The organism is Streptomyces sp. NPDC057963, from assembly GCF_042887155.1.
Classification (GTDB): domain Bacteria; phylum Actinomycetota; class Actinomycetes; order Streptomycetales; family Streptomycetaceae; genus Streptomyces.
Genome location: NZ_JBHVPX010000012.1, coordinates 168,690 through 189,233 on the forward strand (window position 1 = coordinate 168,690; position 20,544 = coordinate 189,233).

At 69.1% G+C, this 20,544-nt stretch carries 14 protein-coding genes and 3 pseudogenes; 8 read left to right on the plus strand and 9 right to left on the minus strand.

What is annotated here, in order from left to right; translation table 11 throughout:
• Positions 1–6: 6 nt before the first annotated feature.
• From ACFVT1_RS26880 to ACFVT1_RS26895, 4 genes and pseudogenes are all read right to left on the minus strand, one after another.
• Positions 7–597: pseudogene (locus ACFVT1_RS26880) on the minus strand (LLM class flavin-dependent oxidoreductase); the annotation flags it as partial.
• Positions 598–770: 173 nt separating this feature from the next.
• A complete protein-coding gene (locus ACFVT1_RS26885; RefSeq protein ID WP_389799973.1) occupies positions 771–1,541 on the minus strand; it encodes an ABC transporter ATP-binding protein in 771 nt (256 codons plus the stop codon).
• A pseudogene (locus ACFVT1_RS26890) lies at positions 1,514–2,159 on the minus strand (ABC transporter permease). Before ACFVT1_RS26890 ends, ACFVT1_RS26885 begins: the two are co-directional and overlap by 28 nt.
• Positions 2,160–2,370: 211 nt before the next feature.
• Entirely contained in the window at positions 2,371–2,454 is an 84-nt protein-coding gene (locus tag ACFVT1_RS26895) for a putative leader peptide (RefSeq protein ID WP_362206238.1), read from the minus strand.
• Between the two features lie 92 nt (positions 2,455–2,546).
• On the opposite strand from ACFVT1_RS26895, the gene ACFVT1_RS26900 reads away from it, so the two are divergent.
• Together ACFVT1_RS26900 and ACFVT1_RS26905 are read left to right on the plus strand one after the other, a co-directional pair.
• On the plus strand, positions 2,547–2,969 hold the full coding sequence (locus ACFVT1_RS26900; RefSeq protein WP_389799975.1) for a secondary thiamine-phosphate synthase enzyme YjbQ: 423 nt from the start codon (positions 2,547–2,549) through the stop codon (positions 2,967–2,969).
• Positions 2,970–3,689: 720 nt separating this feature from the next.
• Positions 3,690–4,109 carry an FKBP-type peptidyl-prolyl cis-trans isomerase gene (locus ACFVT1_RS26905; RefSeq protein WP_389799977.1) on the plus strand — a complete coding sequence of 140 codons (420 nt, stop codon included), beginning with the start codon at positions 3,690–3,692 and terminating at the stop codon, positions 4,107–4,109.
• A 1,404-nt stretch (positions 4,110–5,513) separates the two neighbouring features.
• On the opposite strand, the gene ACFVT1_RS26910 is transcribed toward ACFVT1_RS26905, so the two are convergent.
• On the minus strand, positions 5,514–5,954 hold the full coding sequence (locus ACFVT1_RS26910) for a hypothetical protein (protein WP_033283580.1): 441 nt from the start codon (positions 5,952–5,954) through the stop codon (positions 5,514–5,516).
• A 338-nt stretch (positions 5,955–6,292) separates the two neighbouring features.
• Here ACFVT1_RS26910 and ACFVT1_RS26915 point away from each other — a divergent pair, with 338 nt between their 5' ends.
• The 5 genes from ACFVT1_RS26915 to ACFVT1_RS26935 all read left to right on the plus strand — a co-directional run bounded on the left by ACFVT1_RS26915 (position 6,293) and on the right by ACFVT1_RS26935 (position 15,155).
• Positions 6,293–6,643 (plus strand): hypothetical protein, encoded by a 351-nt coding sequence (locus ACFVT1_RS26915; RefSeq protein ID WP_389799979.1) that lies wholly within the window; start codon positions 6,293–6,295, stop codon positions 6,641–6,643.
• 130 nt (positions 6,644–6,773) lie between these two features.
• A complete protein-coding gene (locus ACFVT1_RS26920) occupies positions 6,774–8,330 on the plus strand; it encodes a TIGR02677 family protein (RefSeq protein ID WP_389799981.1) in 1,557 nt (518 codons plus the stop codon).
• Entirely contained in the window at positions 8,327–9,640 is a 1,314-nt protein-coding gene (locus tag ACFVT1_RS26925) for a TIGR02678 family protein (RefSeq protein WP_329452314.1), read from the plus strand. Before ACFVT1_RS26920 ends, ACFVT1_RS26925 begins: the two co-directional genes overlap by 4 nt.
• Positions 9,637–13,794: a TIGR02680 family protein gene (locus ACFVT1_RS26930; protein ID WP_389799983.1), complete on the plus strand. Its 4,158-nt coding sequence runs from the start codon at positions 9,637–9,639 to the stop codon at positions 13,792–13,794. The genes ACFVT1_RS26925 and ACFVT1_RS26930 overlap by 4 nt, the downstream gene beginning before the upstream one ends.
• Positions 13,791–15,155, plus strand: a complete 1,365-nt coding sequence (locus tag ACFVT1_RS26935) for a TIGR02679 family protein (RefSeq protein WP_389799984.1) — start codon at positions 13,791–13,793, stop codon at positions 15,153–15,155. The genes ACFVT1_RS26930 and ACFVT1_RS26935 overlap by 4 nt, the downstream gene beginning before the upstream one ends.
• A 716-nt stretch (positions 15,156–15,871) precedes the next feature.
• Here the strand turns inward: ACFVT1_RS26935 and ACFVT1_RS26940 are convergent.
• The 4 genes from ACFVT1_RS26940 to ACFVT1_RS26955 all read right to left on the minus strand — a co-directional run bounded on the left by ACFVT1_RS26940 (position 15,872) and on the right by ACFVT1_RS26955 (position 19,630).
• The gene (locus ACFVT1_RS26940; protein ID WP_389799985.1) at positions 15,872–17,005 is read right to left on the minus strand and encodes an IS630 family transposase; all 1,134 of its coding nucleotides are present in this window, start codon (positions 17,003–17,005) and stop codon (positions 15,872–15,874) included.
• A gap of 36 nt (positions 17,006–17,041) precedes the next feature.
• A complete protein-coding gene (locus tag ACFVT1_RS26945; protein ID WP_389799987.1) occupies positions 17,042–17,374 on the minus strand; it encodes a glyoxalase superfamily protein in 333 nt (110 codons plus the stop codon).
• A gap of 160 nt (positions 17,375–17,534) precedes the next feature.
• Positions 17,535–17,750, minus strand: coding sequence for a DUF6243 family protein (locus tag ACFVT1_RS26950; RefSeq protein WP_266489963.1), 216 nt, complete (start codon positions 17,748–17,750; stop codon positions 17,535–17,537).
• Between the two features lie 134 nt (positions 17,751–17,884).
• The gene (locus ACFVT1_RS26955) at positions 17,885–19,630 is read right to left on the minus strand and encodes a UvrD-helicase domain-containing protein (RefSeq protein WP_389799989.1); all 1,746 of its coding nucleotides are present in this window, start codon (positions 19,628–19,630) and stop codon (positions 17,885–17,887) included.
• A gap of 428 nt (positions 19,631–20,058) precedes the next feature.
• Here ACFVT1_RS26955 and ACFVT1_RS26960 point away from each other — a divergent pair.
• Positions 20,059–20,544 (plus strand): annotated as a pseudogene (locus ACFVT1_RS26960) (hypothetical protein); the annotation flags it as partial.

A 20,544-nucleotide genomic window follows, 5' to 3' on the forward strand; every position in this document is an offset into this window, starting at 1 on the left:
TGAGGCTCAGCGGCCGCCCGCGACGAGCAGCGGAGCCCCGCCCGGCGCGGACGCCGGCCGGCCGTTCGCGCTGGGCATCCCGAGGAGCGGAGACGCCGGTACGGTCGGCAGCAGACCACGTGCCGCCAGCTCGGGAGTCATGCCCTCGCCGAACCAGTACGCCTCCTCCAGATGCGGATATCCGGACAACACGAAGTGCTCCACACCCAGCTCGTGATACTCCCCGATCCGATCCGCGACCTCCGCATGACTCCCGACCAGCGCGGTGCCCGCACAACCGCCCCGTACCAGGCCCACACCCGCCCACAGATTCGGCGTGATCTCCAGCTTGTCGCGGGAGCCGCCGGGCAGCGCCGGCATCCGCTGCTGCCCGACCGACTCGCTCCGCCCCAGCACCTGCTGCGCGGCGGCCACCGTCTCGGCATCGAGATCGCCCAGCAGGCGCTCGGCCGTCGCCCATGCCTGCCGCGAGGAGTCGCGGGAAATCGTGTGCAGCCGGATGCCGAAGCGGACCGTACGGCCCTGCTCCTCCGCCAGCCCGCGAATCCGGTCGATCTTCTCCTTCACGGCCGTCGGCGGCTCGCCCCAGGTCAGGTGGGTAGGGCTTCCCATCGGTCTCTCTTTCAACGGGCTTGCTATCACCGGAGGTTGTCGGCCAACGGGCGGATACTCAGGCGACGAGGGCGACGAGGGCGACGAGGGCGGGCAGGGCGGCGAGATGGCGCGACGGCCCGACCGCCGACCGCGCCGGGTGGCACGCGACGAGGTGGTCACACGGCTTTCGCGGGTGCGGCAGTGCTCTCGACACCCAACTCGGTCAGCAGCCGGGAGCGCAGCGCGGCGGATTCGGGGCCGCTGACGGCGCGCGGCCGGTCCACGGCGACGGGTGTCTCGTACGCGATCGTTCCGTCCCGCATCACCAGCGCACGGTCGGCCAGCAGCAACGCCTCGACCACATTGTGCGTGATCAGCAGCACCGCGCAGCCGCGCCGCTGCCAGAGCTCGGCCACCAGGTGCCGAGCCCTGATCCGGGTCAACGCGTCGAGCGCGCCGAACGGTTCGTCGAGCAGCAGCAGATCGGGCTCACGCACCAGTGCTCGGGCCAGCGAGGCGCGTTGTGCCCCGCCCCCGGAGAGCGTCGTGGGCCATGCCCCCGACCGGGCTCCGAGCCCGACCTCCTCCAACGCACGCTCGGCGACTGCCCGTTCGGGCTTTCCGGGTAGCCCCAGCAATATATTGCGCCAGACCCGCTTCCAGGGCATCAGCCGGGGCGCCTGAAAGGCGACAGCCCGCCGCTTCGGTACGAGCACGGTGCCCTCGATCTCGCGGTCCAGCCCGGCCAGCACCCGCAGCAGGGCCGACTTCCCGCAGCCGCTCCGGCCGAGCAGCACGGTGAACTCCCCGGCGTCCAGGGGGAGATCCAGCCCGTCGACGACGGCCCTGCCGTCGAAGGAACGGGTCAGTCCCTCGACCCGCACGGCGGGCTCCGACCGGCCGGTCGGAGCGGAGGAGCTCACTGTCCCGTGAAGGTCGGTCGCCATTGCAGCAGCAGCCTTTCGAGTACGCGGACGATGGCATCGGCGGCGAGGCCGAGGAAGGCACAGACGACGAGGCAGACGATGATGACGTCGGTACGGAAGAACTCCCGGGCCTGATTCATCAGGAAGCCGATTCCGGCATCGGCATTGACGGACTCGCCGAAGACCAGCGCCAGCCACTTGTGGCGAGGGAGTAGCGCAGCCCCGTCATCGCTCCGGGCAGCGCGCCCGGCGGCACCACATGCCGAATCAGGCCCCATCGCCGGAGCCCCAGCGAATGGCCTGCTTCTACGAGTTGGGAATCGACTCCGCGTACGCCCGCATCGACGACAGCAGTGTCCCGTCCGCGATCAGATCCGATCCGGCGCGGGCGATGGTGCCGGGCGATGCGAGCACCTCGGGGTGCAGGACGCCGGTGACGCTGAGCACCCGCCACAGCAGGAGGAGCAGCAGCGGCCCGGCCGTACGCCGTATCCAACAGGGCGCCGCCCGCAGGCGCACACCCCGGGCGGAAGCCGGAACCACCGGCTCAAGGTCGAGCGGTCGGCGAGCGGACGAAGCGGAAGGTGTACCGGACCTCGGTGATGTATCCGGTGGGGCGAGAGCATGGTCGATGGTCATGAGGGCTCCACGAGCAGTCCACGGACAAGGGGTAAGGGAGACCGCCACGGCCGCACGCGTGTGCGAACCGCTGTCGGTGCTGCGGTACAGGGGCTACGACACGCGGTCGACGGGGCGGGGCACGCCGGGGCGCAGGTGATCAGGCACGTACGGCGGCGTGGGCGGGTGACCGGAGTGCTCCGTCACCGGTGGGACATGTGCTGAAAGGACGTCAGCAGCCGGTGCGACACGCGGCCGAAGCCACCCGCAGCAGGTCGATGTGACCGCGCGAAGTAAGCAGAGCTGAACGGAACATGGCGCTGAACGTAGCGATCCATGACTGAGACGGTCAATGGTGCCTCGGCACGTGGACGCGCAATCTCACAGCGCGGGCGAGAGAATCAAGGCATGCCCCATGCCTTCACCACCAGCGTCCTGCACATCACCACCGGAGCGTCGGAGACCGTCACCGACCTGACGCACGACTGCGAGGAGTTCCTCGACCGGGCGGCCGCCGCCAGGGACGGCCTGCTCAACATCTTCGTACCGCATGCGACCGCCGGCATCGCCATCCTGGAAACCGGGTCAGGCAGCGACGACGACCTCCTGGCCGCCCTCCACGTCCTGCTCCCCGCCGACGAACGCTGGCAACACCGCCACGGCAGTCCCGGCCACGGCCGTGACCACGTGATCCCGGCCCTGGTCGCACCGCACGCAACACTGCCGGTGATCGGGGGCCGACTGGAACTGGGGACGTGGCAGTCGGTGTGCCTGGTCGACACGAACAGGGACAACACTGACCGTAACGTCCGGTTGAGCTTCTTCGGCTAGCGAGTCGCTTCGGTGGCACTGTAGAAGGGAAGCCCGGCCGCGCCAACTGAGTGGTGCGCACGGTTGCCCGTCGGTCCGCAGGTTACTGAGCTTCGCTCCACCTCGTGCGCAGGGGAAACTCCCTTCCGTGTCGTCCGCCTGTTCCCGATGACGCACCACGTGGAGTGCGCGGCGGCCCCGGAGCGGTCCGCGAGGATCAACGACAGCAGCCGCAGGACCGGTGCACAGCCTCCGAGAGCGAGCCCGGCGCCACCGATGCACAAGCGTGCCGTGGTCAGCGTTTTCGTAGACCGACTCATTTCTGCAGTCAGAGTCTCCCTTGAGCAACGCGCAGACGAAACACGGCCCGAGAAGCGCCCTGGTCTCATATGCCTCAAGATCGAACGGAGTGCGGTCCACTGACGACATGGAACTCCTTGAGGTCGGGAAGTTCTTCCTGACAGTCAGCTGATGAGCCAGCCTTGCTGTGGCCACTTCCCTGTAGTGGACACCGCCTGCACTCCGCCGCAGGTGGGCGATATCCGCCCGGATTGCGTCCGGCGGGCAGGTGCCTACGCGGTCACTCCGGGGCGCGCATCGATCGGTCCTTGACCTGCCTCCGGGGCCCGGGGTGCACCTTGAAGCACGGGCATTGCCGTAGCGTGATCGCCTGCCGCATGGAATGTCCATGTGTCCGGTCGGCCCGTGCGAGGGATTCCGGTGGCGAGCGATGGGACCGTGATGAGCGAACTGACGAAGCCCAGAATCGTGGTTCCGGAGGGTGTCGCGCCCACCGAGTTGACGATCCGGGACCTCGTGGTTGGGGATGGACCCGAGGCGCAGCCGGGCAGGGTCGTCCAGGTTCACTATGTAGGGGTCACGTTTGCGTCCGGAAGGGAGTTCGACTCCTCCTGGGAGCGGGACCGGCCGTTCAAGTTCGCGGTGGGCGGTGGCAAGGTCATCAAGGGCTGGGACCGGGGGGTAAGGGGAATGAAGGTCGGCGGCCGGCGCGAGATCATTGTTCCCCCGCGTCTCGGTTACGGCAGGCAGTCACCCTCTCCGTTGATCCCGGCGGGCTCGACGCTGATCTTCGTCGTGGACCTGCTCACGGTGGTGGGCGGGCCCGCCGGAGCGAGGCCCGGCTTGACCGGCTCGGCCTGAACCTGGCGCTCCTGAGGGGCTGGGGGCCCTGTCGCTCCCACGTAAGGACAGATGCACTCATCGACAGACACCTCCTCAACCCATGGCGCGTGAGGTGACGGCCTGCCAAGGGTGTGCCCGGTCCCGGATTCCGGCACATGGAGACCAGCAGGCGGACTAGCGTTGGCCTGGTCGAGGTGCTCGGGCATACGCTCGGCCTGGATGGGGGATCCCGAGACAATACTGCCAGCAGATGCGTCCGCTCCCGGCGATCAGCCGGCCGACAGCGGCACATGGGGGGTCACCGTCGAAGACCTGGCATCTGGCCACAACCTCCCCGACAAACCGGCTCTCCGCGACGGTCGGATATACCCCAGCGCCATGCGCGGGCTTCGGGCCGAGTTGAAGGAGATCCAGAACAGAGAACCCCCGGGCACCTCTACCTCGGCTCGCGATCCAGATCGAGAATTGCTCTGGCCGCACTTCCACAGTCGGCGCGAACACGCCATCCGTGCACACATCATGGATGACATCGGCGCCCACGCGTTCGTCGAAGACGCCCAGCGAGGCTTTCCACGTGAATCAGGAGACCTGACGGTGGACCTGGCCGAGGTGTGGCTGGAGGACACACTCCTTCCGCGCCCCAGCGCGCCTTTGGGAGGCATCGGCTTTCAGGGCGACACTGCGTGTTCTCACGGCCTGGTACGAGCGATCTCCCGGCGAGTTCACGGTGGACTGGGAATGGGGCGAGCTGATCGACAACGCGTCCGCTGGAGCCCTTCGGAACAACACCGCTCGGCGCTACAACGCCATGAAGGCGGAATCGGCCGCCGACCGACTCTACAACGAGTTCAGATCCTTGCGTATCGCTGCCCGGAGGAAATTCCGAAGCCTCGAAGGCAGGTGACGCTGAACGCAGCGCTCCTGGCTTCGGGGGTAGATGTCGCGGAAGGGACCGGGCGGCCCTGTGACCTGGGACGCTGAACGGATTCGCGCCGCTGACCTGCGCAGATGGCCTTTCGGCTGTTTCGCGCTCGTGCTCGTTGACGCGGCCGGAAGTCCCAGAACTTCCCAGAGGGCACCCGGCCCGACGCTCTTGCGGCTCCAGTCAGGGTGAGGCAGCGCGGTGAGGGGGATCAGCCGCTGCGCGGGAAGCTGAGGAAAGTGGCTGACTGCGGCTGGCTGCACAAACGCCCCGACGGGAAGTTGGCCGGCGATACGGGCGATGCCGACGCCCTTGTCGTACAGGGCGAGGGCCTTGGGGAGCACGCGCTGTTTCCGGTTCGGCCTCAGTCATGGCTGCGGCAATCGGCGACATCGACCCATAGCTGGGCACAGGCGAGCAATGTGGGTCAACTCGTGCCAGGGCAGGTCGGTGTGGGCCGACGGTTCGGCTCGACGCGAGTGTGCGCTGGTGATCCCTGGTCAGCGGCGGCCGGTGGCCAGGATGACGAGGAACTGGCCGCCGCCCGCCTCGATGTCGGCGGTCACCGGCAGTCCCGGTACCAGTCGGGAGAACCGGTCCACCAGCCAATCCGCCGCCTCCTGGGCGTCCCGCCTGGTCGGACAACGGCCCACCATCTCGCGGCCCCCCTTGCGCTCCAGCCTCCCGGCAACGGTGATCAGCGGCGCGGGTTCGACCACGTACAGGCGGTCCGGCCAGGCGATGACCACCTTGACCGCGCCCTTGCGGGTGTTGCATCCGCGGTGCGCGAGCCGCTCGGCGACCTTGGCCTTCCGGTCGGCAGTCCGGCTGTCGACGCTGGGCCCCCGTGGGTCGTTCACCGACTCGTCGGGGTCGACTGCTTCGTCACACACCCAGCACCGCCAGCCGTCGCGCTCGGCCACATCATCAAGGAGACTCATCCGAACAAATTAGCCTGCCCGGCCGCCACCCCGCGCACCAGGGCTCCGGCAAAGTCTTAACACCGGCCAACAATGCTGCAACGCTTGGTAACCAGCGTCACCGGCGCTTTGACCTGTGTGAATGCCGATACGTTGATGGCCCACCGGGGCGGTGGGCCCGAGGGCCTCAAGGGAACCTCACGGCACCACAGTCCGAGGCCGGGCCCGCGACCGGCACCGTCCCGAAGAAGGGTACTTCGGGCCTGCCACAGCTCCGGTCCGGCTCGGCCGCCCCTCAACAGCGCACCTCCGCACGTCCCTACACGACCGTTGAGTAGGAGAAGGCGGCGCTGGACCTCGTGCGTACGGCTCTGGCGCTGGACGAGACCGAGCTGCGCGACCTGAGGGCCCAGCACGGCCCGGGCGCGGACGCGGTGGACGAGCTGGCCCGGTTCTACGAACTCAAGACGTACAGCGATGCCAAGCCGGACACGATCCAACTCACTCCCGCGGAGTTCCAGCGGGCGATCGAGAGCGACGCCTTCTTCCTCGTGGTCGTCTCCGGCCTGGAGGCGGGAACGGCGCCGGTCACCGTACAGATCATCCTGGAGCCGCTGAAGCACCTGCCCTACCGGCCGAGCGGCAACGTGCTGGTCTCCGGCATCCGGGGCGCGCAGAGCCTTGTCTGCCCGTTCGAGAGCACGGAGTAGCCCCCGGCCATGACTGCCATGACAGCCTTCACAGTGACGACAACGACACGAGACCGGGATTCGGAGCTGCCCCCTACGGTAGGGACTGAAGTGCCGCAGGGGTGGCGGCAGTGGAAGGGGGCGTACAAGCATGCGCAGGGTCCCGCCGGAGATGTTCCGGTTCACCACGGGGGAGAAGTCCGATCTGAACGGGGCCGTCCTCGAGGCCTTCGGCGTGGCAGGCGAACACCTGGAGACCACGCTCGCGCTCGACGGCGTACGCGAGCGGCTGCGTGCGGTGGGCTGGATCGCGGACCTCGAGGACGAGGAACTGCATGACACGCTGAAACGGCTGGTGGGGTGGGAACTCCTCGATGTGGTCCACAACCACGCCGAGAACTACCGCACGGCCGAGGAGTATGAGCGGCGCAACCTGCACTACTCGCTGACCCGCCGGGGCGAGGCCGCGCTGGCAGGGCTGCGACACGCCCTGGAGGTGCTGGCCTCGACGGGGGCGCTGCAGACCGCAGTGCTCGAGGCGATCGCCGATCGGCTCGACGAGCTGACCGTGCTGTCCGGTGAACCCGCCGCGGCCGACCGCCGGATCTTCAGCACCGTTCGGGAGCTGGAGGGCCATCTGGAGGCCCTGGTGGAGAACACCAAGGCCTTCAACGGTCAGCTGCAGCGGCTCCTGCGCGCCGAGGGCGTGGACCTGGACGTGTTCCGTGAGGTCAAGGCCGCCACTGTCGCGTACCTCCAAGAGTTCCTGGTCAATCTCGACCGGCGCGGCGAGACGGTCGCTGCAGCCGTGGCCCGCGTGGAGGAGCAGGGCATCGCGGTGCTGCGCCAGCGGGCCCTGCGGGGGGCAGAGCTACCACCGGTGCCGGGGGAGGACCCGGGGGCCGGCTGGCTGGAGAGCCGGCGGGCGCGCTGGTCGGGCCTGCGGGCCTGGTTCCTGCCGGACGACGGGACGCGCCCCCGGATCGAGCAGCTGCACGACATCGCCCGGCGCGCCATCGTCTCCCTCCTGCAGGTACTGGAGCGGATCAACGAGTCCCGGCGCCGCTCCTCCAGCGCGGTACAGGACTTCCGGGAGCTGGCGCGCTGGTTCGCGGCGGCTCCCGAGGAGGACGACCTGCACCGGCTGTGGTCGACGGCCTTCGGTCTTGGATCGGCGCGCCACGCCCACCTCGCCCACTCCGACCCGGAGCTGATCTCCTCGTCCCGTTCCTGGTCCGAGGCGCCGCCGGTGGAGGTGTCGGCGCTGCTGCGGACCAGTGGACGGACGGAGCGCTTCACGCGCACCGGCAAGGTGAGGGACGTGGCGGCCGTGAGGGCCGAGCGTGCCGAGCGGGCTCGTGCGGAGCGGGTGGAACTCGCGCGCGCCTGGCAGGCGCTGGAGACGGACGGACCTGTGCGGCTCTCCTCCTTCGGCGCCCTGGACCCGGCGGTCTTCGACCACCTGCTGGACCTGTTGGGCCGGGCCCTGGCCGCCCCGTCGGACGCGGGCGGTCTGCGCCGGGCCACGACCGGGGACGGCAGGGTGGAGGTCGTGCTGTCGCCGCCCCCCGACGCGCGTACTGCCGTATTGCACACCGCGAAGGGGACTCTGGCGGGCCCGGACTACGTCGTCCACATCATGACCGCGGGCGGAGCGACCGCTTTTCCGGCGGTCCGCGCCGCCATGGGACAGGAGACGGCCGGATGAGCACGCTCGCCAACCAACTGGCTTCCGCGGAACGGGAGGAGGTCGCCCGTGCCATCCGCCTCCTCCTGGCCCGTCCACTGCTCACCGAGGCCGCCGACCCGACCGGTTTCGAACTGGTACGTCGTCGTCGTGACCCGCTGGCCCGTTGGTTCGACTACACATGCGGATGGAGCCTGGTCGTGGAGCCCCGTCGCGGGTATGCCCGCCTCACCAAGATCCGCGCGAATCCCGACGGCTCCCGCCCGGCGCGCAGAGCACGGTCCGGTCGGGCCCCCTTCGACCGTCGGCGCTACGTCCTGCTCTGCGTCACAGCGGCCGAGCTGCTCTCGATGCCGATGACGACCATCGGCATGCTCGCCGACCGCGTCGTCCAGGCAACGGCGGCCGACCGAGCACTCCCGGCATTCGACCCGGTGCACCGGCCGGAGCGGATGGCTTTCGTCGACGTCCTGAAGCTGCTGGAGTCGTACGACGTGCTGCGCGCCGTGGACGGGTCGACCGAGGCGTACGCCGACTCCGCGGAGGCGAAGGTGCTCTACCGGGTGGACAACACGCTGCTGATGCGGCTGCCGACCGCGCCCGTCGGCGCCTCCCGGCTCGCAGTGCCCCCGGACCAGGTGCCCGCACGGTTCGAGGACCTCCTCACCGGCCTGGTGCGGGAGCGCCGCTACGGCGGCACGGCCGTCGACGGGACGGCCGACGAGTCGCCCGGCGAGAGCGCCACCACGGACGCCCAACGCAACCTGAAACTGCGCCACTCGGTGCTCCGCCGCCTCTTCGACGACCCCGTGCTGTACCGGGCCGACCTTGCCGAGGACGAGCTCGCGTACGTCACCTCCCTGACCGGCCGCCAGATCCTGCGCCGCTCGGTCGAACAAGCCGGCTTCCTCTTGGAAGAACGGGCCGAGGGCTTCCTCCTCGTCGATCCGGACGGTATCGCCACCGACGTCCGCTTCCCCGACGACACTTCCACCGCCCGTGTTGCCGCATTGCTTCTCCTCGAACCACTCTGCGCAACTCCCGCAGGGTTGCTGTCCGAGCAACTGGCCGAGGCCGGGGCCGATCAGCTGCGTCGCTACCCGGGCTGGGCCAAGGCGTACCAGTCCGAGGATGGTCCGGCACGGCTGGCCGATGACGCCGTACGCGTCCTGCTCGACGTCGGCCTGGCCGACAGAGCTTGGGGCCGCGTCGTCGCACGACCGGCCGCATACCGCTACCGCCTGACGGAGACCACGAGCCCGGGCCCGAAGAGCGACCCGGAAGGCACTACCGCTTCCAGCGGCGTCGCCGCGGAAGGAGACACGCAGTGAACGTGACAGAGCTTCCCCTCCAGCGGCGACCCGAGGAGGGCACCGAGCTGCCGCCCGCTCGAGAGCCGGACGCCGCCCGCAGCCGCTGGCAGCCCCACCGCGCGGGCATCCTCAACGTCTGGCGCTACTACGACGAGAGCTTCACCTTCCACCAGGGGCGTCTGCTGCTGCGTGGTCAGAACGGCTCCGGCAAGTCCAAAGCCCTGGAACTGCTGCTTCCCTTCCTCTTCGACGCCAGCCTCCGTCCCAACCGCCTGTCCACGTTCGGCGGTTCCGAACGAACCATGCACTGGAACATGCTGGGTGCGGGAGCCTCCGGCAAGACGCGCGTGGGGTACGTGTGGATGGAGTTCCGCCGCGTCGGTGACGACGGCGCCGAACAGTGGTTCGGCTGCGGTGCTCGCCTGCATGCGAGCGTGCACACCAGTACGGCACACGCTGAGTACTTCACCACCGGCTCCCGGATCGCCCACCCCGACGGCGTACCACTCGTCAACGAGGCGGGGCAGCCCCTGACCAAGGCCGCTCTCGCCGAAGCTCTTCGCGACCAGGGCGAGGTGTACCCCTCAGCCACCGACTACCGCACCGCTGTCCGGCGCGCGCTCTTCGCAGGCATGGCGGAGCAGCGGTACGAATCGCTGCTCTCCGCGCTGCTCCAGCTGCGCCAGCCCAAGCTGTCCGAACGACTCGACCCTTCCCTGCTGTCCACCCTGCTGTCCCGCGCCCTGCCCCCGCTCGGTGAGGGAGAGATCACCGAGCTCGCCGAGGGCTTCGAGCGTCTGGACCGGCAACGCGACCACCTCGACCGGCTCGACGCCGAAGTAGCAGCGGCCGAGACCGTCGCATCCCGGCAGCGCGCCTACGCCCGCCGGGTACTGCGCGCCGGTGCGGCCGGACTGATCTCCGCGACGACCGACATGGACGACCTCACCCGCGCCGCCCGCCAGAGCGATGAGGAACTCGACGAGGCGCTCGCGGAACGCGAGTCGACCCAGATCCTGCGCGACGAACAGGAGCTGCGGGCACACGTCCTGGACGAGACCGTCGAGGGACTGCGTGAGAGCGACGCGTACCAGAAGGGGGAGGAGCTCGACCGACTCCGCCGCGACACCGCAGACCTGGTCGCAGCCGCCAAGGAGCGGCATATGACCGCTCGGTCCGCCAGGACCGGAGCGGAGGAGGACCGGAAGCTCGCCGACGAGACAGCGGGGCACGCCCGCACCTTCGACGAGCACGCGCGTGAAGCCGCGGACGAAGCACACCGGTCGGCCCGGGCCTCGGGCATGGAATCCGTCCACCACGAAGTGGAGGCGATTCTCGACGTGAACCCGGCGGCGCCTCTCAGCGACGGCCTGGGGAACGGGACAGGCGGCCGACGACCCGAGAATTTCGGTGCCATCGCTCGTACGCCGGGAGAGGACGCAGCCCGCCGGGCCCGCCTACTGCTCCGGGGCGCGGTCACCGCCCGACGCGAGCAGGTCACCCACATCACCGAGGCGATCGAGGAGCACGACCGCGCGGTGCGCGACCGGGGCACTGCTGAGGGCCTGCTGGACGAGGCACGCACCAGGCTCGGGGAGGCGATCGTTCACAGGGACGAGACCGCGGGAGCCTGGGACGACGCCGTCGCCGGGCAGGCGGAACGGCTGCTGGCCTGGGCTGCGGACTGCACGGAGCTGAGCATCGCCGATCCCGGCGAACTGGCGGCCAAGGCGGCGGTCGAAGCAGATGTGCGCGCGTTGGTCGATGCCGCCGCGCGACCGCTGGACCAGGAGATCACCACGGCGCGAGTCGGTGTACGAGCCGCACACCGAGGTCTGGGGGAGGAGCGGGACAGGCTTGACGAGGAGGTGCGTCGGCTCAGCGGCGAGAGCGACCTTCCGCCGCCGGCTCCGCTCACTCGCACCACCGTCCGCACAACGGCGGCGGGAGCACCATTGTGGCGGCTGGTGGCCTTCCACGAAGGCGTTCCGGTCGCCGTCCAGGCAGCGGTAGAAGCCGCACTGGAGGCCTCGGGTCTCCTTGATGCGTGGGTCAGCCCTTCGGAAGGGATCACACTGCCGGGTCACGACACCCGTGTCGAGGCCGCCCTGGCCGCAGCCGCCCCGGGGCCCAGCCTGCTCGACGTGCTGCGGCCAGAGGCGAACATCCCCGTACCGGCCGACACCGTGACCCGAATCCTTGTCGGCGTTGCTTACGGCACCACCCTTCCCAGCGGCCACCAGGCTGCCGTTTCCGCCGGAGGAGCCTGGCGCCTGGGGCCGGCCACCGGGACCTGGAGCAAGCCGGAACCCGCCTTCATCGGTGCTCTCGCCCGGCAGCGGACCCGGCAACGCAGGATCGCCGAACTGACCGGGCGTATCGAGGAGACGGACGCCGCCCTCGCTGCCCTCGACGACCAGCTGCACGAGCTCGACGCCCGAGCCGCCCGGCTGGATGCTGACCAGGCCGCCCGGCCCGACAGCCGAGAACTCGACGCGCGCCGACGGGACTGGGACCGGGCCGAGGAGGTGGTGGCCGCCAGGGACGAGGTCGTACGCGACGCGACCATGCACCTCGCCCGGCGCGAGACAGAGGTGGCGGACGCGCTGCGCATGCTGAGCCGCCGGGCGGCAGAACACGGACTGCCCACTGACCGCGACCGGTTGCGGAGCCTCTCGGGCGACATCGAGAGGTTCCGCGACCTCGCCGACAGCTGGGTCGATGCCCGTCTTACAGCGGCTACCGCCGCCGAGCGGGCTCGGCAGACGGCCGCGCAGGCAGACCGGTCCCGCCGCATCGCGGACGAGAGTGCCGGGGACGCGGCCGTCGCCGAGGCGAAGGCTGTCGGGATGACGGCGCGCCTGCAAGCGGTGGAGGCGACCGTCGGAGAGGACTACCGACAGATCGTCGCTCGCGTCGCGGAGGCGCGCGCCGAACGGGACTGCTGCCGGGACGACGCCCGGCGGGCGAACCGTCTCCTCGTGGACCTGGAAGGGCACATCGGAGAACTGAAAGCCACGAGTAGCCAGGACGCCGAGCGACGGGAGAAGGCCGTCGCGGCCCGGGACGGCGCGGCGCACCGGTTCCGGCACCTGTGCCTCGTCGGCCTGGCCGAGGACGCCGGAATCGCACCGGAACTCGACTTCGGGGACGGCACCAAGGCCACTCTGGAAGCCGCCCGCGCCACCGCGGCCCAGTGGCCCGGGCTCCCGCACGCGCTACGGAACCTCGGCGACGCCGCGACCCGCCTCTCCGAAGCCGTCCACGAGGCCCGTGGACACCTTGGTGTCCGTGCCGACCTGGCTCTGGAGCCCGACGATGACGTCCAGCTCTTCACCGCCACCCTGGATGGCGTACGCGTCGGAGCGACCGGCCTGCTCACCACGCTCACCCAGGAACGCGACCGCAGCCGTGGCGACATCAGCACCGCAGAGCGGCGTCTCTTCGACCAGATCCTTACCGGTGACATCCGTCGTCACCTCGCCGCCCGAATCCGCCGGGCCGGCGAACTCGTCGCGCACATGAACGGGCACTTGGAGCGGGTCCGTACCGCCTCCAACGTCGCGGTCCAGCTCGTCTGGGACGTCCGCCCAGACCTCCCCGACAGCACCCGCACCGCCCGCCAGCTGCTCCTGAAGGACCCCGGCCGGGTCACCGAGTCCGACCGGGAGGCCCTGCACGCCTTCTTCCGCGGCCGCATCGAGGAGGCCAAGAACAGCGACACGGCCGCGAGCTGGGAGGAGCACCTCGGTGAGGTGCTCGACTACACCGCCTGGCACAGCTTCACCGTCCGTCTCGACCGGGCGGACGGAAACGGCTGGCAGCCGCTGACCAAGCGCCTGCACGGTGCTCTCTCGGGAGGGGAGAAGGCCATCGCCCTGCACCTGCCGCTGTTCGCCGCCGTCGCCGCCCACTACGAGGACGTGCCCCTGGGGCCCCGTCTGATCCTGCTCGACGAGGTCTTCGTCGGCGTCGACACCGTCAACCGAGGACAAGTCTTCGCCCTGCTCGCCGCACTCGACCTGGACCTCATGATCACCTCCGACCACGAGTGGGGCACCTACCGCGAGCTGCCCGGTATCGCCGTCCACCAACTCCTCACCGATGGCAACGACGAAGCCGTCACCAGCGCGCGCTTCGTCTGGAACGGCACCGGCATGGAGGCGGAATGACGGCCGCGGATGCCACGACCGCCACAGAACCGGCACCAGGCGAAGCCACCCTGCGCCGCCCCGAACTCCGCCCCCTCTGGCAGACGGTCCACGACCGTCTCTCCTCTGGCCGCCCCGTCGCGCGTGTACGCCTCGGGCCGCTGGACGAGCCCCAGCGGGAGGCCCTCGCCGATCTCCTCGGCCTCGACCGCCTGCCAGACCCCCGCCCCTCCGTTGCTCTGGCCCGCTTGGAGGAAGCCGTCACCGAACTCTCCGGCCGTACCGTCCCAGAGGTTGTCACCGCACTCGTCGGACCGCTCGGCGACAGAGCCGGCGAGCGGCGCCGCCAGGACGACGAACGCTCAGGGCTGTGGGCCTGGCTGGCCGGTCATGACACGCTACGGGCGCAGCCGGTGTTCGCCGATTGGGCCGCTTCCTGTCGGGCCGCTGGCCTGGTCGGCGGCTCGGCGGAACGTACCCGTACGCTGCTCACCGATGCGCTCAGGGTGCTCGCCGAACTCCCCGGTCAGGCCGAACCCTTGCCCGTCTTCGCCGCCCGGGTTCTGAACGGCCACGCGCACGCTCTCGACGACGGCACACCTCTCTCAACGCTCGTCCTGCGCGCCCTGGCGACCCTGTACGACGCTGCTCCACCGCAGTCCGCAGCGGAACGGCGCGCCCTGTGGACCCAAGCGGGCGTCGCAGATGACGAGCTGTCCGCCACCGTCGTCGTCGGCGGACTGCGCCTCGTCGGCGACGGCCTGCTTGCCCGTGTGGCCCGCCTGTGCACCGAGGCAGGTCAGGCAGCCAGCCTGCCCCTCGCCCACGTTCGGAACCCGGGTGAGCTCACCTTGCCCGCCGCCCTTGCCCCACACGTCGTCCACGTGGTGGAGAACCCCAGCATCTTGGCCCTCGCCCTTCGCCGCTTCGGCCCCGACTGTCCGCCGCTCGTCTGCACGTCCGGCTGGCCCAACAGCGCCGCGATCCAGCTCCTGCGCCTACTCGTCGACCGGGGTGCCGCTCTTCGTTACCACGGTGACTTCGATGGCGAGGGCATCCGCATCGCTGCATACGTCTTGGACAAGGCGGGGGCGCATCCCTGGCGTATGACGGCAGGGGACTACCGAGCCGCGGTCGCCTGCAACGCGCGCGGCCCTCACCCCGGGCGCATTACCGAAGCGCCGTGGGATCCCGAGCTGGCTGAAGTAATGGCGGAGCACGGCATCGCCATGGTCGAGGAGCTGGTGGCCGATGTGCTGTTGGAAGACCTCGCTGCTACGGCGCGGCCGTATACCTGCGCTGACCTGCAACTATGTTCGCTCCCGCTCTGCGCGACATCTTTCGATGACGCATCACGTGGAAGGGGCGATCGAGTACCTTGACGGTTGTCTTAACGGAGGTTGGTCGACACGAACAGGGACAACACTGACCGTAACGTCCGGTTGAGCTTCTTCGGTTAGTAAGCCGCTTCGGTGGCAGTGCAGAGGGGAAGTCCGGCCGTACCAACTGAGTGGTGCGCACGGTCGCCCGTCGGTCCGCAGGTTACTGAGGTTCGCTCCACCTCGGGCACAGAGGAAACTTCTTTCCGCGTCGTCCACCTGTTCCCGATGACGCATCACGTGGAGTGCGTGGCCATCCTTGAACCGGCCGCGAAGGGCTCCTGACCTGCGAGTTTATGGGTGCGCATTATGTGCGGCGCGGGCGTTACGGGCGGTATCTTGACGCTCATTTGACGCTCGTCCTGATGGGGAGTCAGTTGGCATTTCCTGCGGTGACGGTGGGCCGGAGTCCTCCTGCGGGAGGTGAGGGCACGAACGACCCGCAGCTCCTATCCGGACACTGTCCAGTGCCCGCTCAGGAGCAGTTGCTTGCCCAGAGGTGCTTCGGTGCCGTGCCGGCGCATCTTCATCTCGCCGTAGTGGAAGTCCGCCGAGCCTGGTTCGTTTTGACATCTTCCAACGCCTAGGGAAGTTCCGTTCCTGCAGCACGCGCGGGCTTCGGGGCCGATCGGCAAGAGCACGTCGAGGAGGTCCCATAGCTGAACCATGGGACGCTGGCTGCTGCCTCTGGCAGAGTGATCGGCACTACTAGTGCCGCATCAGGCAACGTTCGCCCTGTTCACGACCTCGTGGAGGCGTTCGTCTGCGGCGTGCTTGTTCCTCCAGATGATGTAGCGGCGGATCATGCTTCCCTGCTCCTTGTGACTGGCATGGTCGGTGCCGTCCAGAGCGAAGTAGCGCAGTGCAGTGAACCGCGCCTCGATGCGGTTCAGCCAGGAGCTGTTGGTCGGGGTGAAGGCGAATTCGACGTTGTTGACTGCGGCCCACTCGCCGACTCGGGTGTCCTTCTTCGTGGTCAGGTGCGGGGAGAAGTTGTCGAGCACGATCGCGATGCGGATCTCGGGCGGGTAGAGGCTGCGCAGGTAGCGGCAGAACTCCAGGAACCTCGTCCGGTTCTTCCTTGGTTTGATGTGGCCGTAGAGCTTGTCCTTGGACAGGTCGTAGGCGGCGAACAGGTGCCGGACCCCATGCGGGCGGGTGTAGGTCGCCCGTCGGCGAGGCCTCGGCTTCCTGCCGGGGTCCTTGTGCCGTCCGCTGCGATCGGCCCACTGCCGCCCAGGATGGGGCTGGAGGTCGAGCGGGCCGAACTCGTCCAGGCATAAGACGACTTCGGGCTCGCCTTCCTCGGGTATGACCTCGCCGTCGGCGATCGCGTAGAGGTGCTCGACGCGGGCCTTCTTGGCGGCATAGTCCGGGTCGCGGGAGGTCTTCCAGGTCTTTACGCGTTGAAAGGACACGCCCTCCTCGCGGAGCAGGACCCGAAGGCCCTCATGGCTGATGTCGTCGACCACCCCCTCGGCAACCAGGAAGTCGGCCAGCTTGGCCAGGCTCCAGGTCGAAAACGGCAGGCCGTGCTCGGCCGGCCTGGACTTGGCGATCTTCTTGATCTCGCGGCGTTCTGGGAGGGTGAAGGTCTTGGGTCGGCCGCCCTTGTACTTCGGGTAGAGCGAGCCGAAGCCATCGGCGTTGCAATTGTGGATCACGTCCCGGACCCGGTCCGCGCTGGTGAACGTCACTTCGGCGATCTTCGCCACAGGCATGCCCTGCGCGGACAGCAGCACCATCTGGGCCCGCCGCCAGGTCACCACCGACCCGCTACCTCTGCGGATGATCCGCAGCAGGCGCTTCCCCTCGTCGTCATCGATCTCGCGGACGCGTACTCGCTCAGCCACCAGCACAGCTTCCCTGCCGCGCGCTGCTGGCGAGTCTCATTCCGTCGGCGTGCCGATCCGTAGCCGGTTGCCGTCAGGGTCGCGCAGCTCAATCTCACGCGCCCACGGAGCGTCTTTCGCCTGCACACCGAAATCGGAAGCGATGGCCTCGACATCACGAATGCGGAGGTAGACCAACGTGTCGGGGCGGGCATCGCCCTTGTGCTCCGACAAGAACAACCGCACCCCGCCCCGGGCGACCTCGACGAACGCGGGAAACCCCGGTTCGAAGCGGTGTTCCCACTGCTTGGCGAAGCCCAGCCGCTCGTACCAGGTGACCGCCGCCGCAGCGTCCTCGACTCGAAGAATGGGAATGACTTCCTCGTCCATGGAGCCATGGTCGCAGACCGCCCAGGGCGAACGTTGCCTGATGCGGCACTAGGCACGGCAGCCAGTACGGCAGCAGAGCCCCGATACGGCACCAGGGCCCGGACTGCGCGTCGCGGTCCGGGCCCTACCCCGTGCGGTGCCGCCCGGCGGCGGCGGTGCGTCACCTCTGTGCGGTGTCGTCGCTCGCCTGTCCGGCGCTCTCAGCTGTGCGTACCTTCTCGCGCATTTTGCGCACCAGTTCCGCCTTCTGGTCGGCGGCACCCTGGCGGTCGAGGTTGCGGTGCGGACCGTTGTTCTGCCGTTCGGCGCGGGAAAGTCTCTTGCGCTGGCCGCCGCCCTGGCCCACGGGGTTGTTGATGTTCTTGCTGTCGGTCACGGGTTCTCCCGGTGGTGATGTGAAGTGATCTGCGGATTCATCGGTGGGGGACGGGCGGCGACGTCGAAGGACGTCAGCGGGGCCCGTCACGCTCTCACTCGTAAATCGGCGTCTGGAAGAACATGACAATTACGTTACCCGGTTCCGTCGGCCCCGCGTGCCAAGCTCTTTGCTGCCCCGGCGTTGGCCGGGACTTCGCCGAGCGCCCGGGGTGACGCTTGTGGCGGTGCGGACACGGACTCATCCCGAGGGGTGGCTTGGGATATCAGTTCGGAGATGTGCTGGGCGAGGGTGTTGGTGTTCATTGGGCATGCCTCGACGATCATGGGCCACCACTGGCTCTCGCGCGTGGCGTAGGGGTTGCCTGCCTTGGAGATCAGGGACCGCGCGCGGGTGATGACGATGCCATGGCGTGCCCTGGAGACCATGACGAGGACGACCCGGAGCTCTTCTGCCAGTTGCTCGGCGGTGTCGGCCCGACCATCTGGGATGTGCCAGTCCTCGAAGCCGGGCACGAACACCCAGTCGAACTGCTGGCCTTTTCCTGTGTGGGCGTTGAGTAAGTGGACGCCTGGCTCGATTGCCGAGCCCTCCTCCACGATGCGGAGTTGGGCTGCCGCCGCGGCGAGAGAACCCGCCTGGATGGCCAGGCTCTCGAACTCTGATAGGGCGTTTGTCGCCTGTTCCATCGTGTCGACATCGCTCGGGTCGATGCCTCCGATCACCGCGCTTCGCAGCCTCTCCATATCGGCTTGGCGCGGCAGCTGGGCAACCGTGGCCACCAGCCGCTGAACCATGATGTTGTCCTCGATCGCGAGGTCCCAGCGCTGGCACCGGAGGTGGACCGCGTCCGAGAACGCCGCATCCACGTACTTGCGGCGCCATCCAGACCGGGTGATGACGCCGATGGTCGCCTTGGGAAAGGCAGACAGGATTTCGGTTGCCCGGTCCACAATCCACCCTGCCTCCTCGGCCCCGCTGTTGAAGCCCGCGGTGGCTGCGGCCCCGCCCTGGGGCCAGGCATCAGGCCGGACTGGCCGGAGAGCCGCGACATCGTCGAGCCGGGCTGCGACATAGTTCACGACTTCGAGCACGGCAGGGGAGGACCGATAGGAGAGAGTGAGACGGCGTGGCTCGCCGCAGATACCCCTCAACTCCCGTTCCACCTCAGCGGGCCTCGCGCTGGCCCAGCTGAAGATCCCCTGAAGGGGGTCGCCGACGAAGGTCCGGCTAGCCGAGCTGCTCCCGAGGGCGATCTCCAGCTGCTGCGGTGACATGTCTTGGAACTCGTCGACGAGAACCGCACCGTAGTGCAGCTGGTACAGGCGGGCGATCTCCTCAACCCTGAGCAGCCGTTGGGCGTGCCGGAGCAGATCCTCGTAGTGGAAGATCCCTTCCGCGAGACGCTTGGCCTCGATCTGCTGGGCGAAAGTGTTACCGCTGGCGGCGAGGGCTTCGCGCACCTCATGGTCATCGTATGGGCCCTGCTTTGCGGCGGCCAGGGCCGCTTCGATGGCCTTCCTGCGGTTGATGGCAGGGCCGATGTCTAGGCCGTCGGTGAACAAGGAGATTTCGTTGGCGAGGGTTGAGCGACCAGGCATTGGAGTGTTCGGATCAAGCCCGAGAGTCCGGCCGTGGGCGCGGATGATGTCAGCAGCATGCCCGTGGAAGTTGGTAACTCGGACGTGGCGCGAAAAGCGCTGCGCTCCCAAAGTGCGCAGAAGGCGCTCTCGCAGGTTCTGCTTCGCGCGATTGGAGAACGTCAGCGCGAGGATGCGCTGGTGGGGCTGTAGCCCACCGAGCAGGTGAACCGCGCGTCGGGCGAGCAGTTCCGTCTTGCCGCAGCCCGGCGGTGCGATGAGGACCCGGGCGCGCCCCAACCGGCTCGTACCGCTGCGGGCGGCACATCGATGGCGCAACCCGGCACCCGCGTCACGGAGCCTGCCGTCCCCTCGGTGCCCCCGTCCGTCCGGCCGGCTGAACTGCCCCCGCCACCGGTGGACTTCACGGGGCGTGCGGCCGAAGTCGAGGCGCTGTGCGATTGGATGACCGCCCCTGGTCTGTCCGAGGGAGCCCCGCCGGCGTGCGTGATCCAAGGCATGCCGGGGATTGGCAAGACGGCGCTGGCGCTGTACGTGGCACACCGGCTGCGCGGACAGTATCCGGACGGTCAGATCCACATCGATCTGACGCAGGGCGGGGCCGCGGCCAAACCCGCGCAGGTGCTGCGCGACCTGCTCCAGACGCTGAGGGTTGGCAACGCTGTCATGCCGGACAGCCAGGTCTGGCCCGGTTCTACCGCAGCCGGGTGGCGGACCGCAGGCTCCTCCTCGTCGTCGACAACGCGACCGCCGAGGAGCAGGTCCGGCCGCTGCTTCCGGGCACCTCCGGCTGCGGTGTGCTGATCACCGGTCGCGGCCGGCTGGCCGCGGTGGAAGGCATTCGCTCCCTCGATCTGGACGAGTTGTCGGACGGCGAGTCGCGTCAGCTGCTGGGCCGGATCGTCGGCGAGGCCAGGATGGCCGCGGAGCCGGGGGCCGTGTCCATGATTCTCGAGCAGTGCGCCGGTCATCCGCTCGCCCTCCGGATCAGGCGCGCCCGGCTAGCGGCCCGGCTGGCACCCCACTGCCGGCACATTCCAGGAGTGCCAGACCGGGGCCCAGTTGCCGGTTGCTGCCTGACCTCCCAGCGGCCGAGCCGGAGGTGTGCTCCGGCTCGGCCGCTGGGAGGTCAGGCCGGTGGGGTCCACCCCCGTGGGGTTAAGGCCCTGGGCGCCCACCAGGAGGCGCCCCCC

Coding starts and splice junctions, on each gene's coding strand:
- ACFVT1_RS26885 (WP_389799973.1), bottom strand. CDS start 1,541: ATGGCGACCGACCTTCACGGGACAGTGAGCTCCTCCGCTCCGACCGGC.
- ACFVT1_RS26895 (WP_362206238.1), bottom strand. CDS start 2,454: ATGTTCCGTTCAGCTCTGCTTACTTCGCGCGGTCACATCGACCTGCTG.
- ACFVT1_RS26900 (WP_389799975.1), top strand. CDS start 2,547: ATGCCCCATGCCTTCACCACCAGCGTCCTGCACATCACCACCGGAGCG.
- ACFVT1_RS26905 (WP_389799977.1), top strand. CDS start 3,690: ATGAGCGAACTGACGAAGCCCAGAATCGTGGTTCCGGAGGGTGTCGCG.
- ACFVT1_RS26910 (WP_033283580.1), bottom strand. CDS start 5,954: ATGAGTCTCCTTGATGATGTGGCCGAGCGCGACGGCTGGCGGTGCTGG.
- ACFVT1_RS26920 (WP_389799981.1), top strand. CDS start 6,774: ATGCGCAGGGTCCCGCCGGAGATGTTCCGGTTCACCACGGGGGAGAAG.
- ACFVT1_RS26925 (WP_329452314.1), top strand. CDS start 8,327: ATGAGCACGCTCGCCAACCAACTGGCTTCCGCGGAACGGGAGGAGGTC.
- ACFVT1_RS26935 (WP_389799984.1), top strand. CDS start 13,791: ATGACGGCCGCGGATGCCACGACCGCCACAGAACCGGCACCAGGCGAA.
- ACFVT1_RS26945 (WP_389799987.1), bottom strand. CDS start 17,374: ATGGACGAGGAAGTCATTCCCATTCTTCGAGTCGAGGACGCTGCGGCG.